Consider the following 15,477-nt stretch of genomic DNA (forward strand, 5'->3'; position numbering starts at 1 on the left):
CGGATGCTAAGGCGTGGTGACGTTTGCCCGGGCGTGTCCCCAGAAATCCGTGTCGCCGATCTGGGTGATGGTGGTGCGGCCGTCCGGGCGAAACACGATCAACCGATCGGTGTCCAGGCTGCTGTCCTCGGCCGCAGCCACCACCAGGATGTCGCCACCGGGCGTCGCCGTGGCCCGCAGATACCCGCCGATCTGGTCGACCACCGCCAAGGTCTCGCCGGTATCGATGTCGAACAATCGCAGTTCATACACCCCCGGGGCATCGGCATCCTGCCCGTACACCAACGCCATGCCGTGCTCGACGCCGAGAGGGAGGGCGGCGGAATGATGCTTGGTGAACGTATCAGCGCCCTCCTTGAGTTGCTCGGCGGTCGCGAGAGCCACTGGGGTACGCACGATGTCGAATAACAGCTCGGCTTGGGTGAGTCCCGCAACGGTGGCCAGGGTCCGGTCACCACGCACCAATCGCGCGGTCTCCTGCGTATAGGGTTTGGCGAACGTGAGGGTGTCGCCGTCGGGCAGTGCGACCGAGCGCGATTGGGCGGCCGGGTCCACGCCGCTGATGCTGAAATTCGGGTCGCGGGTGGGAGACCGGTCATCGATGAGGGTGCCGCGCCATGCCTCGGCCACGTCGCGCGGGGCCGGCGCCGCCTCGGTCGTTCCCAGCGGAATCTGGACCACCTCACCGGAGTGGGTCAGCGCGACCACGACGCCCAGCCGGGGGTCGACGTTGTAGGCGGTGTAGGCCTGCGCGTAATCGCCACCCAGACCGGGGATCCGATCGCCGTCGACGAGGATGCCGCCGTCCTCGGTGGCCACGATCGAAAGTCCGTAATCCGTCGCCACGTAGGCCAGCCCGTCGGCGACCGCCAGCACGGCGCGATTCGGTCGAGTGTGCCCGTGCAACTTGACATCCCACAACAATTCGCCGGTGCCGAGGGAGACGGCGGCCAACCGCTCCTGCCATTGGTCGTCGAACCCGAACGGTCTGGGCACCTGCCCACCGCTGCGTTGGTAGGCGACCAGAACAGCGTCGTGGCCCTGCACGGTGGCATATCCGACGGCGGGGCTCGCGCTCGTCATCGGACCGTTCATCACCCGCGCGACGACGAACATCCCGGCGAGGGACCCGACCACCACCGCGACGACGCCCACGGACCAGAGGACTTTCATGATCACATTGTTTCCGTAGGCCTCTAACGCCTCTCTGGCCGACGGATGAGGATTACTGACAAATATGGTCAAAATGTGTCCCCGGCGGGGATTCACCCGCCGGGGACACCCCCCGGGTCTCGACCTGTCAGAAGAAGGTCGACGTCTCGGTCTTCGTGCCGTTGTCGCAGCTGACCGTCACCGCCCAGTTCTGGAACTTGGGAATGGCCGGAACAATCACCAGGTCATAGGTCGCGTTGGCGGGCAGGAAGAAACTCCGCTCGTAGAAGTCCGACTTGTACACGCACTGCGCGGCCACCCCACTGCGATCGTTGATGTGGGCGGTCAGCCCGCCGATCCGCGGTTGCCACGACACACCGGGGCCCTGCAGTGGCTTCGGCGGCTCCTGGCTGGGCTGGTTGGCTTGCTTGCGGGACTCGGCGGCGGCGTTGTCCGCGGCCGCCTCCGACCGGATGTTGGACGTCACGCACACGTGATCGTTCGGGTAGGCCTCACGCCACACGAAACCCTGTTTGCAGGTGTCAGGCCCGTACGGGCCACCGTTGGGGTCCCGGTTGGCCGCCGCCTGGCCGTTCTCCTGCGCGGTACGACTGCGCACACTCGGCGTGACGCAGACATGATCGCTGGGTTGCGCCTCGCGCCAGACGAAGCCCTGGATACAGGTGTCGGGCCCATAGGGCAGATCGTTGGGTCCCGCGGCGGCGACCCCGGCCGATCCGAGCGTTGATCCGAGGGCCGAGCCGAGTGCCACGCACAGGCCGAGCATCGGGGCGATGGTCATCAATGTCGAGCCTTTGACTGCCATGGTCATGTCCCTCTTCGAGATCCTCAGGTGTTCGTCACGGCGACACATCTGAACGTAAGGCGAACGACCTGCGAAGACGCGAGTAGTGCACTACCCCTCCCTGCCCGGTCCGGATACGCACGAGCCGACATCGGGGGATCGGCTCCTACGTTTCTGGAACACGTTCTAGTCTGGTGGTCATGAGTGATGCATTACTGCACCATCCGATCCACTCCGGCCATCTCACGGTGGGTGCGCTCAAGCGCAACAGAGACAAACCGGTGTTGTTCCTCGGCGAGACCACACTGACCGGCGGTCAGCTCGCGGAACGCATCAGCCAGTACATTCAGGCCTTCGAGGCGCTCGGCGCGGGCACCGGAGAAGGCGTCGGCCTGCTCTCGCTCAACCGGCCTGAGGTGCTGATGATCATCGGCGCCGGCCAGACCCAGGGTTATCGGCGCACCGCACTACACCCTCTCGGTTCGCTGGACGATCACGCGTATGTGTTGTCCGACGCCGAGGTGAGCACGCTGATCATCGACCCCACCCCCGCGTTCGTCGAGCGCGCGCTGGGCCTGCTGGAGAAGGTGCCGTCGCTGCGTCAGGTGCTGACGATCGGACCGGTCCCCGGCGCACTGAACGGGGTGGCCACGGACCTGGTGGCCGAGGCCGCCAAATACTCCCCACAGCCGCTGGCGGCCGCCGAGTTGCCGCCCGACCATATCGGCGGGCTGACCTACACCGGCGGCACCACCGGCAAGCCCAAGGGCGTGATGGGCACCGTGCGGTCGATCACCACGATGACCACGGTCCAGCTCGCCGAATGGGAGTGGCCCGAAAACCCGCGGTTCCTGATGTGCACGCCGCTCTCACATGCCGGCGCGGCGTTCTTCGTGCCGACGATCGTCAAGGGCGGCGAGATGATCGTGCTGCCCAAGTTCGACCCGGCGGAGGTGCTGCGCGTGATCGAGGAGCGTCGCATCACCGCGACCATGCTGGTGCCGTCGATGATCTACGCATTGATGGATCACCCCGATTCCCACACCAGGGACCTGTCGTCGCTGGAGACGGTGTACTACGGCGCCTCGGCGATGAACCCGGTGCGGCTGGCCGAGGCGCTCAAGCGGTTCGGGCCGATCTTCGCGCAGTACTACGGCCAGTCCGAGGCGCCCATGGTGATCTCGTACCTGGGCAAGAAGGATCATGACGAGAAGCGATTGACGTCGTGCGGCAGGCCCACCTTGTTCGCCAGGACGGCGTTGTTGGGCGCTGACGGCCGGCCGGTGCCGCGCGGCGAGGTCGGCGAGATCTGCGTATCCGGTCCCCTGCTGGCCGGTGGGTACTGGAAACTGCCCGACGCGACGGCCGACACGTTCTCCGGCGGTTGGCTGCACACCGGTGACATGGCCCGCGAGGACGAGGACGGCTACTGGTTCATCGTCGACCGGGTCAAGGACATGATCGTCACCGGTGGGTTCAACGTGTTCCCCCGTGAGGTGGAAGACGTTGTGGCCGAGCATCCTTCGGTGGCGCAGGTGTGCGTGATCGGCACCCCCGACGAGAAGTGGGGCGAGGCCGTGACCGCGGTGATCGTGCTGCGTCCCGACGTCGCGTCCGACGAGGACGCGGTCGCGAAGGTGACGGCCGAGATCCAGTCCGCGGTCAAGGACCGCAAGGGTTCGGTGCAGTCCCCCAAACAGGTCATCGTGGTGGACTCGGTGCCCGTGACCGCGCTGGGCAAGCCCGACAAGAAAGCCGTGCGGGCACAGTTCTGGGAGGGCTCCGCCCGCGCGATCGGCTGATTTCTTCCCGCGAGCAGACAGTTATGCACCGTTTGATCGGCGTGGCGGGGTACCGGCGCGTCTGCTCGGCAAAGCCCGCCGGTACCGGCCGGGGGCGAACCAACCGCTGAGTCAGATCGCTTCCAGTACCGGCATGGCTGCCGGAGGCCCAAGCTCAATGAGCGTCGTCGTCGCGGTGGTGGCTGCCCTCAACACACCGCCATCCGACGCAGCGATCCGCACGGCCCAGCCGGCCGCGTTGGGCAGGTCGCTGACCCCGACATAGACCCTCCTGTCGCCGGTGCGCTCAGTCAGCGATTCGAGGGCGGGGGTCCGCGCCGTCATCGTCGTGTCGAAGCCGGCACCCAGCAGGTAGACCGTCGCGAACGCGGCTGGAGCACGCCGCGCCCGTGGCATCGACTCGAGCAGCTGCGCATCGAGCGCCAGCAGCGTTCCGTCCGGGGCAGTGACGGTCACGGTGGACTCGTAACTGCCGAACTCCGCGTCGGTCAGATCCGGGTGCAGCGCCACTGCGTCGATGAGTACCGCCCGCCCTCCCGGAGCGACGCAGACCCGCGTGTGCTGCCGGTATCGCGCATGCGAGGTGAGGATCCGTGGCGCCGGGTCGAGCAGCAGCCTGCTGCTCGCATCCACCCGTACGCAGGTCTCTTCCACCGCGACGGCACCGTTGGGAACTCCGTTCACCAACGTGGCGCCCTGGCCCCGCACGTCAACCCAGCCCCCGTCGACCACGCCGATGCGCTGCCTGACGACATCACCGGGGATGACGGTGCCCGCAGCGTTCTGGATGGTCACCGAGCCCAAGCCCGGTCGTGTCGGGTCGGTGAAGACCCGACCGGCCAACAGCGGCCACCGGTAGCGGCGCCGCGTCATCACGGTGCGCCCGTCCACCCGGGCGAACGTGAGGTCGAGGGCGTTGCGGTCAGCGATGCTCACACGAACAACACCTCGCGCTCGAGCACGTCCATCACCACGTCGACTCCCTCGCCGCGGCGGGCGCTGATCTCGACAACCGGCCTGCCACAACGCACCTCGTCAGCCTCTTTGCGCATCAGTTCCAGATCGACACCGACGTGCGGCGCCAGGTCGACCTTGTTGATCACCAGCAGATCGCACCGCAGCACGCCGGGTCCGCGTTTACGCGGGATGTCGCCGCCACCGGCCACATCGATCACGAACAGCCAGTAGTCCACCAGATCTCGCGAGAACGTCGAGGCCAGATTGTCGCCGCCGGATTCGAGCAGAATCATCTCGGTGTCGGGGTAATCCGCCTCCAGTGCGTCGGCGGCCGCCATGTTCAGTGACGGATCTTCACGGATGACGGTGTGTGGGCAGCCGCCGGCCTCGACGGCCCGGACGCGGCGCGGGTCGATCAGCCCCGAGCGGCGGATCCGTTCGGCGTCCTCGACGGTCACCAGATCGTTGGTAATCACCGAGACCGAGCGGCCACGCCGGGCGAATCCGGCGAGCAGTGCCTCGACGAGGGCGGTCTTACCGGAGCCGACCGGGCCGCCGATACCGATGCGCGCGGCCTTCAGCGCAGAGGTCACCGCAACATGTACTTTCTCGAGAATGGCACTGTGACAGCGGGTTCCGCGGTGAGCAACTCACCGTCGGCGCGGACGTCGAACGTCCGGGGGTCCACCTCGACATGAGGCATGGCGTGATTACGCACCATGTCCTTCTTCCGCAATCCGCGCACCGACTTGATCGGCAGCACGTTCTTGCGCAGGCCCAGCCGTTCCGGCACACCGGCGTCGATGGCAAGCGACGACATGAACACGAAGCCCAACTCGGCAGCCGCATCACCAAGGGCCCCCCAGCTGGGTCGCTGGATGATCGGTTCGGACGACGAGACCGACCCGGCCGCATCACCCAGCGCGGCCCAGGTGATGAAACCGTTCTTGAGCACGACCCGCGGCTTGACACCGAAGAAGGCCGGCTGCCAGATCACCAGGTCGGCCACCTTGCCCACTTCGACCGAGCCGATCTGCGCGTCGGCGCCGATCGAGGTCGCCGGGTTGATGGTGAGTTTCGCGATGTAGCGTTTGACACGTTCGTTGTCGGCGGCAACGGTCGCCTCCTCGGGCAGCCGTCCGATGCGCTGCTTCATCACCGCAGCGAGTTGCCAGCAGTTGGCGATGTTCTCGGCCACGCGGCCCATCCCCTGGGTGTCGCTGCCGAAGATCGAGATCGCCCCCATGTCGTGCAGGAAGTCCTCGGCCATCATGGTTTGCGGTCTGATCCTGGCCTCGGCAAACGCGATATCCTCGGGGGCCTCCCAGTTCATCAGATGCGCCACCATGGTCATCGGCACACCCTCGTCAAGCCCGCCCAGGGTGTACGGATTGGTCGGGTTGGTGGTGCCCGGGATGACGTTCTCATAGCTGACGCACCGGATCAGGTCCGGGGCGTGCCCACCGCCGGCACCTTCCACGTGGTAGAGGTGGATGGTTCGATCGCCGATCGTCGCCATCGTCTTCTCCGAGAAGCCGAACTCGTTGATCGAATCGGTGTGCAGATGCACGGCGAAATCCGCCGAATCGGCGGCCTCCAAGGTCTTGTCGATCACGGCGGGCGACGCGCCGAAGTCCTCATGGATCTTCACCGCCCCCGCCCCACCGGCGACCGACTCGAGTACCGCTGCCGAATCCGAGGATCCACGTCCGAACGGGACATAGTTCATCGGGGAGTATTCGCCTGCCTTCAGGAACATCCCGAGGTTGTGCGGGCTGCCCGTGGCGACCTCGAACGACGGGCCCAGCGAGCCGCCGATAAGGGTCGTGGTGCCTGTCGCCAACGCATGTTCGGTCTGCTGTGGCGAGATCAGGTGCGCGTGGGTCTCGATCGCGCCGGCCGTGACGATCATGCCCTCCGCCGGAATCGGCGTCGTGCATGTGCCCACGACCAGCCCGGGGGTGACACCGGGCATGGTGTCGGGGTTGCCCGCCTTGCCGATTCCGACGATCCGGCCACCGCGGATACCGATGTCGGCCTTGATGATTCCGGCAATTGCGTCGATCACCACCGCATTGGTGATTACGTAGTCGAGCGCACCATCGGAAGGTTTCGAGGTCGGCCGGTAGCCTTCACCGTCCCGGACGGACTTACCGGCACCGCCGAGCAACTCATAACCGGGCACGGTGTAGTCGTGTTCGACTTCGACGAAGAGGTCGGAGTCTGCGAGCCGGATCCGGTCACCCGTGGTGGGGCCGAACATGCGGGCGTAGGACCGCCGATCGATCGTTGTCATGTGCCCTCACGCTCCACTCGGCGTGGCGAGCGCCGCATCGCGGGCCCCTGGCGCATCGAGCGGTCCATTGACTGTTCCTGAGAAGCCCTGGGCAACACGCGCACCGGCCATCGGTACCAGTTGCACTTCGACGGGGATGCCGGGCTCGAAGCGCACCCCCGCACCGGATGCCACATCCAGTTTGTGGCCCCACGCGGCGCGGCGGTCGAACTCGAGCGACGGGTTGGCTTCACAGAAGTGCGATTGGCTGCGCACCTGAATGTCGCGGTCGCCACGGTTGACGACCGTCAGCGTGATTCGCTCGGCACCGGCGAACAGCGTGATCGGCTCATCGCCCACGATGATCTCACCGGGGCGAATATCGTTTTCCCGTGCGGCGATCGGGTCGATCAGTGCCACGAGCTTGGTACCGTCCGGGAACGGCGCGTCCAGCGTCACGATGCGCACCATGTCGGGAACACCCGGTTCGCATTGATCGGCTCTCAGCAGCGCCGCGGCATGGTCGATCACCTCGTCGTAGGCCATGTTGCTGCGTGCTGCGAGCATCACCTCGTCAGTCAAGAGGGCGACCGCTTCGGGGTGGCTCAAGGGGATGCCCTCGCGGACATTTCGCCGCGCCAACTCAGCCGCGGTGAAGATCGTGAGGCGCTCCATCTCGGTGGGCGTCAAATTCACCTGGTCTCCTTCGATTCAACTGGCGAACAACCGCACGCCGTCACCGCGGCGCTGGGCCGCGATGTCGGCGAAGGCGGTGAATGCGGCTGGGGCTGTGGGCGGCTCGCGTCGCAGCACGTCGAGCAGCAGCGGGGTCAGCGTGGTGGCGGTCCGCTGTGCGCCGAGGTGGCCGCAGATCCCGAGACGCAGGGCGGCACCGGTGATCGCGGAGACCACCTGCCACGCCGCAACGGCCTCCGCAGTCGCGAGGGTCAATCCGGCAGCGCGCAAACAGATGGCCTGCGCCACCGGCACATGTCCCGGTGCGCTGCCGGCCAGCACCCGGATGCGATAGTCGGCCACACCGGAATCGACGACCGCGGCGAAGGTTGCGAGGGCGGCCGCCCCCGCCCGGCGGGAAGCCTCCCGTAACACCGACATGGTCGCGACGGCCTCGGCAAGCATGTCAACACCTGCCGGATCGGGCTCCACCCAGGCTTTCCGCAACAGCACGCGGTCACATTGATGCCAACGGCCCTCGAGCTGTTCGGCGGCAAACGCCGCGACATCGCCCTCGTCGTATACCAACCCGTCGCGGTGGGCGCCCTCCAGTCCCGAGGAGAACGCGAAACCGCCGGACGGGAAGGCACTGTCGCCGAAGCGCATCGCAGCGAGCAGCTGCCCGAGATCGGTCATCGCACCTCGACCCGACCGGTGTCGACCAGCTCAGCGATCCGCGAGAGGTAATCGGCTTCCGGCCCCTCCAGACGGACCACGAGCGCGTCGTCGTGCTGGTCGGCTTTCCAGTGCAGCTGACCGGCAAGGAATCCCAGCCGCAGCGCCGCGCCACGATCGGCGGCGCGCAACGTCATCGTCCGCGGCGCACCGGCCCGCACCACCACGGCGCGATCGGCCTCCAGCAGTAGAACCGCACCGTCGGCGAGTGCGGCGTCCCGCGGCAACATCACCGCATAGTCGGTGCCGGCATCCGAGGTCACCCGCAGCCGCTTACGGTCCAGATCGTGGATGCCCAGATGCAGGTACTCGACGGCGTGATGATGACGCAGTTCGTGCAACCGTTCCGCCACAGCCTGCTCCGTCGACCACCCGACGATGCCGTCGAGGATCCGCAGGCCCGCGCTCAGAGTCACTATGCGACCCTCACGGGGCAACCTTGACCGCGACCGGCGCGATCTTGCCGACGACATCGGTGCTCTGCTCCAGCGCATACCCGAACTGCAGGATCTCCGGTTCCGCGAACGGTTTTCCGAGGATCTGCACCCCGAGCGGAAGCCCTTCAGCGGTGAATCCCGCGGGAACCGACAGGGACGGCAGTCCCGTGAGGTTTGCCGGCGCAGACAGGCGCACATAGGCGGCGGTCGCGGCCTCGACCGTCCCGTCGGCCCACCTCACGAACGGGTCCGATCGCAGGGTTGCCGCCGCGACGAGAGTAGGCGCGAGCAGCACGTCGATCGACGAGAACATCTCCTGCCAGGCCGCCTGCATCAGGGTGCGCAGGCGTAGCGCATTGACGTAGTCCGTGGCGGGCTGCGACGCGCCTGTCTCCAACAGCACCCGCACCTCGTCGGTGTACTTCTCCGGCGAGTTGCGCAGGTAGTCCAGATGATAGGCAGTGGCTTCGGGCATCATGATGGCCCACTCGGTCGAGATGATGTGCTCGGCCATCGGGATCTCGACCTCGACCAGCTCGGCCCCGAGTTCCACGAACTTCGCCGCAGCGGTCAGGGCGGCCTCGGCTGCCTCGGGGGCCAGCTGTTCGGTGTAGTAGTTCGTGGGGATACCGACCTTCTTTCCGGCCACTCCGGCGTCTATTCCGGACACCATGTCGGGCACCGGAACGTCGGCTGTGCCCGGATCACGGCGGTCATAGCCCGACATCGCCGCCATCACCAGCGCCGCGTCGATCACGTTGCGGCTGAGCGGTCCTACGTGGTCCAGTGACCACGACAACGACGCGACCCCGAATCGCGAGGCGCGGCCGAACGTCGGCTTCAGGCCGACCGTCCCGCACAGGGCCGCCGGGATCCGGATCGAGCCGCCGGTATCGCTCCCGAGCGCGACGTGCACGACGCCGGCACCGACCGCGGCCCCGGAACCGCCACTGGATCCACCCGGAGTGTGATCCGGCGCCCACGGATTGCCGGTGGTGGGAGTCGTGGCACCATAGGCGAATTCGTGGGTATGTGTCTTTCCGATCAGGATCATCCCAGCGTCGTAGAGCTTCGTGACCGACGCCGAGTCGGTGTCCGGCACGTAGTCGGCACGTTGAGCCGAACTCGACGTGGTCTTGACACCGGCCGTGTTGTAGAGGTCTTTGACCCCGAGCGGGATGCCGTGCAGCGGACCGCGATAGTTGTCCGCCATGATCTCCTTCTCGGCGATCCTGGCCTGGTCGAGCGCGAGGTCCGGTGTGGTGGTGACGAATGCGGTCAACGCCGGTTCGACCTCGTCAAGGCGGTCCAGCGATGACTCGGTGACCTCGACGGGCGAGACCTCCTTGGTGCGAATCTTGCCCGCAACCTCGATCAACGGAAGTTCGTAGAGTTCCAACGTAGTGTTCCTTTCCGGTCAGTACCAGTGCGCTTTGAACCCGACGGCCGGGACGGTTTCGCCGAGGCCCGGCGCGGAGGCCTTGCGGATCAAAGCGAGCGTCGACGCGTAGGTCTCATAGTTCGCCGTCAGCCGGTCAGCCGGAACGGCCAGTCCCGCGTATTCCATCGCGGCGGCCACTTGTGCTTCCGATTGGATGAACTCATTGTCGGACAATGCATCTCCTCTGCTCGATGTTCACAAAACCGGGGTTCGGTCCACACAGTCCACGAGCGCCTCGAACGCACTCCCGGCGCCGAGCACCGTCGCGTCGGCGCCCGGGCGGCCCATCAACTGCAGGCCGATCGGCAGGCCGTCGCTGCCGAAACCCGCGGGTACGGTCAATGCCGGCATACCCGTCACGTTGGCCGGTACGGTCAGCGCGTTGATGCCGTCGAGGATCGAGACCGTCCGGCCGCCGAGTTCCACGTGGGTGGACCCGTAGGGCGGGGCGGTCATCGCGATCGTCGGGGAAACCAACAAGTCTGCGCCCGAGTCGAACAGCGCTTCCATACCGGCGATCACGGCGGCGCGGGCACGTCGAGCTTCGAGATATTCGACACCGGTATATGCCGCACCGAGGCGCAGCGCCTCCTGGACGTCCGGGCCGAACTTCTCCGGATTCATCCCGGTTTGGCAGACATGCCAGGCGGCAGCTTCGACCCCGCATACGACATCGACCACCCGCGGGCACAACTCGACGTCGGTGAACGTGACCGACGTGATGGTGGCCCCGGCGGCTTCGAGGACGCGTAATGCCTGTTCGAATACGGCGACCACGTCCGGTGCCAGGCGATCACAGAAGTACTGCTCGGCCACTCCGATGGTCAAACCCGCCAGTCCGCGGCCGAATTCGGCACGGAAGTCCGGAACCGGACCGGCTGAGCTGTACGGGTCGGCCGGGTCGTGTCCGGCGATGGCCTCGAGCAGCGCCACGGTGTCGTCGACGGTACGGCCCAGCGGCCCGGTGTGATCGAGCGTAGAGCTCAGCGCACTGACCCCGCTGCGACTGACCAACCCGAACGTCGGCTTGTGCCCGGTGACACCGCAGAGCGCGGCGGGGATCCGGATGGAGCCTCCGGTGTCAGTGCCGAGGCCGGCCGCCGCGACTCCGGCAGCGATCGCCGCGGCGGTCCCACCGCTGGAGCCGCCGGGGATCCGGTCGAGTGACCACGGGTTTCGCGTCGGCGGGGTATTGACCCCGTAGGCGTATTCGTGAGTCGTGGTCTTGCCAAGGATGATCGCACCTGTCGTCCGCAGCCGGCGCACCGCCTCGGAGTCCTGCGCCGCCAAACACTGTGGGGCGCCCAGGGATCCGTTGCCGGTACGGTATCCGGCGACATCGTAGATGTCCTTGACGACGACGGGTATCCCCCACAGTTGCCCCGGCGACGTGGCGCTCCGGTGCTGCTGTGCTACCGCGAGCGCCTCGTCGGCGAACACGGCGGCGAACGCCTGAATCGCCTCCTCGACACGCGAGATCCGCGCCAGCGCACTACGCACCAGACCGACAGGGGTCAGATCGCCACTGTCGATCCGTGCTCGCAGCTGGGACATGGTCGGGTGGTTCGTCAACGATTCGGTCATCCGGCTGCTCCCAACGTCTCGGGTTCCAGAACGGCATCGACGAGCTTGCGGGTGATGTCGGTGGCCGGGCTGGTCAGCAACTGGTCCACCGGTCCGGACTCGACCAACTTGCCGTGATCGAGCACTCCGGCGTGTTCACACATGTGCTCGACGAGTGCGAGGTTGTGGGTGATCAGCAGCATGGTGAGTTGGCGCTCCCGTTGAAGGTCTTTGAGCAGGTTGAGTATTTGCGCCTGCACCGACACGTCGAGCGCCGCCGTCGGCTCGTCGAGGACGACGAACTCAGGGTCGGTGATCAGCGCCCGTGCGATACCGAGACGCTGTCGTTGTCCTCCCGAGAACTCGTGAATGTAGCGGTCACAGTGCGACGGCAGCATGCCTACCCGGTCGAGCAGTTCGAGCACCTTCTTGCGGGGCTCGGCAGCCGATGTCGTCCGAAAAAGCTTGAGCGGATACGCGATTTGCGATCCGACACTGCGGCGCGGATTGAACGCCGAACCCGAGTCCTGGAACACGATCTGAATGTGGCGCCGGTACCGGCGCATGTCCAGATCGGATAGGCCGACGAGATCGTTGCCGTCGAAGGTGACCGACCCTGATGTCGGCTTCTCCAGCCCGAGCACCATGCGGCCCGTCGTCGTCTTGCCCGAACCCGACTCGCCGATCAAACCGAACGTCTCGCCGCGCTGGATGTCGAAGCTCACCGAGTCGACCGCGACGAAGTCACAGCGCTTTCCGTTCTCGCCACGCACCGCGAACACTTTCCGCAGCCCGGTTACCGCAACCTTCGGCTCGCTATGCGACATCAGCGGTCTCCTTGGTGGTGTCGCCGTGGAACTCGAACAGCCGCCGATCCGCACGCGGGATGGACCGGGTGGTGGCGTCCAGGTGCAGTCTCGGCACGGCCCGCATGAGTCCCTGCGTGTACGGGTGTCTGGGGTTGTTGAGCACCTGATCCGCGCTCCCCGATTCGAGGACATCTCCGCGGCGCATGACGGTGACGTCGGTGCACACGTGGGCGACCACGCCGAAGTCGTGAGTGACCAACAGGATCGAGGTCCCGAGCTCCTGATTGATCTCGACGAGCAGGTCGAGGATCTGCTTCTGGACGGTCGCGTCGAGTGCGGTGGTCGGTTCGTCGGCAAGGAGCAGCTCGGGGCGGCAGGCCAGCGCGATGGCGATCACGACGCGTTGGCGTTGCCCACCCGACAGTTCGTGGGGATAGGCCTTCATTCGGCGTTTCGGGTCGGGCAGCGCCACCAGCTCGAGCGCCTCGAGCGCTTTCGCACGTGCCGTCGCCTTGTCCACCCCTTGATGCAGCCGGATCACTTCGATGAGTTGCGCGCCGATCGTGAACGACGGATCAAGGGCCGACAGCGCGTTCTGGGAGACCAGACCGATGTGGGGACCCCTGATGGCGCGCATCTCTTTGTCGGTCTTGTCGAGCAGATTCTCTCCGCGGAACAGGATCTCGCCACTGGCGATCCTGGCTCGGTTGGTTCCGAGCAGGCGCAGTACCGCCAGTGAGGTCACCGACTTTCCCGAGCCCGACTCCCCCACCAGGCCCAGGATTCCGCCGTCGCGCACGGAGATGTCCGCATGCTTCACCGCGTGCACGACACCGGTGTCGGTGTGGAAGTCGACGGACAGATTTTTCACATCCAGTGCATTACTCATCAGCTGGTCTGCTTTCGTGGGTCCAGCGCGTCCCGAATGCCGTCGCCGATCAGGTTGAAGGCGAGCGAGACGACGAGGATGACCAGACCGGGAATGGTTGCGACGTGATAAATGCCTTCGAGCAACACGTTTTTGCCGTCTGCGGTCATGATGCCCCAGTCCGGGGTGGGCGGTATGACGCCGACACCGAGGAAGCTCAGACCTGATGCCACGACGATCATGAGGCCGCACAACGTGGTGGCGTAGACCAGCAGCTGGACTACGACGTTCGGCATCAGTTCGCGGAACATCAGCAGCAGCGGGTTCGCGCCGTATGCGCGAGCCGCCTCGATGTAGTCCTTCGATGCTTCGGAGACGGTGGCGGTGTAGGCGACCCGGGCCATGTAGGGGATCAGGGTGATCCCGATCGCGAGCATCACGTTGCCCAGACCGGCGCCCAGCACCGCGGACAGGGCGATCGCCAACAGCACGAGCGGGAAGGCGAACAGCACGTCGAGTATCCGCATGAGAACCTCACCGGCCCTGCTGCGCTTGAATCCGGCGAACAGGCCGATCATCAGTGCCAGCGGGAACACCACGAGAATCGGCACCACCGCGACTGTCAGAGAGTTGCGGCCGCCGTAGAGCAGCCGCGTCCAGATGTCACGGCCCTGGCCGTCCAGCCCGAGGAAGTGGCCTTCGGTGCCGACCCCGGCGAGCCGGTCGACCGGGTCACCCGCGGTCGGGCTGTATGGCGTGAGTAGCGGTGCGAGGACCGACGCCAGAACCACGAGAACCAGGACGATCAGCGACGCCACCGCCATCTTGTCACGGCTGAAGGCGCGGACAGCCAAGCGCCACTGTCCTTTTGATGCCTCCGATTCGGCGGGAAAGTGACCGCCGGCCGAGGACCGCCTGACTCCGACGAACGAGCGGCCTGCGTCAACCGCTCCGGTGATTACACTCATGCGCGATCCGCCTTCGGCTCCTCGCTGACACTCATGCTCCGACCTTTCTTCTGGTGCGTGGATCGAGCAGACCGACCGCCCCGTCGGCGATGAGATTGATGATCACGAAGGCCAGTGCGATGAACAGCACACCGGCCTGGACGACGGGGATGTCGCGCTGGGTGATCGAGGTGTAGAGCTGCTGGCCCAGACCCGGCCAGCCGAATACGACTTCCACGAACACCACGCCGCCCAGCAGGTAACCGACCTGGAGCCCGATGATGTTCACGATCGGCGGCAGGGCGTTGCGTAACGCGTGGCGCCAGAGCACCGAGTTCGTGGACAGCCCCGAGGCGCGCAGGGTCCGGATGTAGTCCTGCTGAAGGATGTCGATCATCACGCTGCGGGTCATCCGTGCGACCACCGCGAGCGGTACCAGCCCGGCCGCGATCGCCGGAAGGATCAAGTGCGCCAGCAGGTCGCCCGATCCTCCCGGAAAGCGGGGGTTGTACATACCCGATGTCGGCAGCCAACCGAGGGTGACGGCGAAGACACCGATCAGCAGCAGGCCGAACCAGTACACCGGAACGCTCGCGCCTGCCAGCGAGATGACCATCGAGGCACGGTCGAAGATGCTGTACTGCTTGTGCGCCGCGATGACACCGAGCGGCACGGCGATCACGATGCACAATGCCAGTGCAGCGACCGTGAGGATCAGCGTGTTCGCGAACCGCGGCAGCATGATGTCAGTGACGGGGGCGTTGACCGTGAGCGACCGGCCGAGGTCGCCGTGCATCAGCCCGCCGAGGTAGTCGAAGAACTGCACGGGCAGCGACCTGTCGAGGCCGAGTTCAGCCCGCAACGCGGTCACCGCCTCTGCCGTCGCGCCTGACCCCAGGATCGTCACGGCGGGGTCACCCGGAACCATCTGCAGCAGCAGGAATACGACCAGGCTGACGCCGAGCAGCACGAGAACTGTTGATAGGAGCCGGCTTCCGACGGCACTCATTG

16 protein-coding genes are annotated in these 15,477 nt (G+C 66.2%); 1 reads left to right on the forward strand and 15 read right to left on the reverse strand.

What is annotated here, in order from left to right; genetic code table 11:
* Positions 1–6: 6 nt before the first annotated feature.
* Together M1247_RS11200 and M1247_RS11205 are read right to left on the reverse strand one after the other, a co-directional pair.
* Complete coding sequence (locus M1247_RS11200; protein ID WP_317156388.1) at positions 7–1,173, reverse strand: PA2928 family protein; 1,167 nt, start codon at positions 1,171–1,173, stop codon at positions 7–9.
* Positions 1,174–1,300: 127 nt separating this feature from the next.
* Positions 1,301–1,984 carry a hypothetical protein gene (locus M1247_RS11205; protein ID WP_317156389.1) on the reverse strand — a complete coding sequence of 228 codons (684 nt, stop codon included), beginning with the start codon at positions 1,982–1,984 and terminating at the stop codon, positions 1,301–1,303.
* A gap of 173 nt (positions 1,985–2,157) precedes the next feature.
* Here M1247_RS11205 and fadD8 point away from each other — a divergent pair, with 173 nt between their 5' ends.
* Positions 2,158–3,759, forward strand: coding sequence for a fatty-acid--CoA ligase FadD8 (gene fadD8 / locus M1247_RS11210; protein ID WP_317156390.1), 1,602 nt, complete (start codon positions 2,158–2,160; stop codon positions 3,757–3,759).
* 111 nt (positions 3,760–3,870) lie between these two features.
* Here fadD8 and M1247_RS11215 read toward each other — a convergent pair whose 3' ends face one another.
* From M1247_RS11215 to M1247_RS11275, 13 genes are read right to left on the reverse strand one after another with little or no spacing between them, the layout of a single operon-like run.
* Positions 3,871–4,695 (reverse strand): urease accessory protein UreD, encoded by an 825-nt coding sequence (locus M1247_RS11215; RefSeq protein ID WP_317156391.1) that lies wholly within the window; start codon positions 4,693–4,695, stop codon positions 3,871–3,873.
* Positions 4,692–5,309 (reverse strand): urease accessory protein UreG, encoded by a 618-nt coding sequence (ureG, locus tag M1247_RS11220; RefSeq protein ID WP_317156392.1) that lies wholly within the window; start codon positions 5,307–5,309, stop codon positions 4,692–4,694. The genes M1247_RS11215 and ureG overlap by 4 nt, the downstream gene beginning before the upstream one ends.
* The gene (gene ureC / locus M1247_RS11225; protein WP_317156393.1) at positions 5,306–7,012 is read right to left on the reverse strand and encodes an urease subunit alpha; all 1,707 of its coding nucleotides are present in this window, start codon (positions 7,010–7,012) and stop codon (positions 5,306–5,308) included. The genes ureG and ureC overlap by 4 nt, the downstream gene beginning before the upstream one ends.
* A gap of 6 nt (positions 7,013–7,018) precedes the next feature.
* A complete protein-coding gene (gene ureB / locus M1247_RS11230) occupies positions 7,019–7,687 on the reverse strand; it encodes an urease subunit beta (protein ID WP_317156394.1) in 669 nt (222 codons plus the stop codon).
* A gap of 15 nt (positions 7,688–7,702) precedes the next feature.
* Positions 7,703–8,362 carry an urease accessory protein UreF gene (locus M1247_RS11235; protein ID WP_317156395.1) on the reverse strand — a complete coding sequence of 220 codons (660 nt, stop codon included), beginning with the start codon at positions 8,360–8,362 and terminating at the stop codon, positions 7,703–7,705.
* Complete coding sequence (gene ureE / locus M1247_RS11240; protein WP_317156396.1) at positions 8,359–8,817, reverse strand: urease accessory protein UreE; 459 nt, start codon at positions 8,815–8,817, stop codon at positions 8,359–8,361. The genes M1247_RS11235 and ureE overlap by 4 nt, the downstream gene beginning before the upstream one ends.
* A 10-nt stretch (positions 8,818–8,827) precedes the next feature.
* Positions 8,828–10,237 carry an amidase gene (locus M1247_RS11245; protein WP_317156397.1) on the reverse strand — a complete coding sequence of 470 codons (1,410 nt, stop codon included), beginning with the start codon at positions 10,235–10,237 and terminating at the stop codon, positions 8,828–8,830.
* A gap of 18 nt (positions 10,238–10,255) precedes the next feature.
* Complete coding sequence (locus tag M1247_RS11250) at positions 10,256–10,453, reverse strand: hypothetical protein (RefSeq protein WP_317156398.1); 198 nt, start codon at positions 10,451–10,453, stop codon at positions 10,256–10,258.
* 21 nt (positions 10,454–10,474) lie between these two features.
* Positions 10,475–11,863: an amidase gene (locus M1247_RS11255; RefSeq protein WP_317156399.1), complete on the reverse strand. Its 1,389-nt coding sequence runs from the start codon at positions 11,861–11,863 to the stop codon at positions 10,475–10,477.
* Positions 11,860–12,669 (reverse strand): ATP-binding cassette domain-containing protein, encoded by an 810-nt coding sequence (locus tag M1247_RS11260; RefSeq protein ID WP_317156400.1) that lies wholly within the window; start codon positions 12,667–12,669, stop codon positions 11,860–11,862. Before M1247_RS11260 ends, M1247_RS11255 begins: the two co-directional genes overlap by 4 nt.
* Positions 12,659–13,540, reverse strand: a complete 882-nt coding sequence (locus M1247_RS11265; RefSeq protein ID WP_317156401.1) for an ABC transporter ATP-binding protein — start codon at positions 13,538–13,540, stop codon at positions 12,659–12,661. The genes M1247_RS11260 and M1247_RS11265 overlap by 11 nt, the downstream gene beginning before the upstream one ends.
* Positions 13,540–14,487 (reverse strand): ABC transporter permease, encoded by a 948-nt coding sequence (locus tag M1247_RS11270; RefSeq protein ID WP_317156402.1) that lies wholly within the window; start codon positions 14,485–14,487, stop codon positions 13,540–13,542. Before M1247_RS11270 ends, M1247_RS11265 begins: the two co-directional genes overlap by 1 nt.
* A gap of 31 nt (positions 14,488–14,518) precedes the next feature.
* Positions 14,519–15,475 (reverse strand): ABC transporter permease, encoded by a 957-nt coding sequence (locus tag M1247_RS11275; protein WP_317156403.1) that lies wholly within the window; start codon positions 15,473–15,475, stop codon positions 14,519–14,521.
* Positions 15,476–15,477: the final 2 nt, after the last annotated feature.

It is taken from the genome of Mycobacterium appelbergii (assembly GCF_032883035.1).
Classification (GTDB): domain Bacteria; phylum Actinomycetota; class Actinomycetes; order Mycobacteriales; family Mycobacteriaceae; genus Mycobacterium; species Mycobacterium appelbergii.

What these genes read in the sequence shown, in the direction of transcription:
- M1247_RS11200 (WP_317156388.1), bottom strand. Translation starts at nt 1,173, where the DNA reads ATGAAAGTCCTCTGGTCCGTGGGCGTCGTCGCGGTGGTGGTCGGGTCC.
- M1247_RS11205 (WP_317156389.1), bottom strand. Translation starts at nt 1,984, where the DNA reads ATGACCATGGCAGTCAAAGGCTCGACATTGATGACCATCGCCCCGATG.
- M1247_RS11275 (WP_317156403.1), bottom strand. Translation starts at nt 15,475, where the DNA reads ATGAGTGCCGTCGGAAGCCGGCTCCTATCAACAGTTCTCGTGCTGCTC.
- ureC (WP_317156393.1), bottom strand. Translation starts at nt 7,012, where the DNA reads ATGACAACGATCGATCGGCGGTCCTACGCCCGCATGTTCGGCCCCACC.
- M1247_RS11265 (WP_317156401.1), bottom strand. Translation starts at nt 13,540, where the DNA reads ATGAGTAATGCACTGGATGTGAAAAATCTGTCCGTCGACTTCCACACC.
- M1247_RS11255 (WP_317156399.1), bottom strand. Translation starts at nt 11,863, where the DNA reads ATGACCGAATCGTTGACGAACCACCCGACCATGTCCCAGCTGCGAGCA.
- fadD8 (WP_317156390.1), top strand. Translation starts at nt 2,158, where the DNA reads ATGAGTGATGCATTACTGCACCATCCGATCCACTCCGGCCATCTCACG.
- M1247_RS11260 (WP_317156400.1), bottom strand. Translation starts at nt 12,669, where the DNA reads ATGTCGCATAGCGAGCCGAAGGTTGCGGTAACCGGGCTGCGGAAAGTG.
- M1247_RS11235 (WP_317156395.1), bottom strand. Translation starts at nt 8,362, where the DNA reads ATGACCGATCTCGGGCAGCTGCTCGCTGCGATGCGCTTCGGCGACAGT.
- M1247_RS11270 (WP_317156402.1), bottom strand. Translation starts at nt 14,487, where the DNA reads ATGAGTGTAATCACCGGAGCGGTTGACGCAGGCCGCTCGTTCGTCGGA.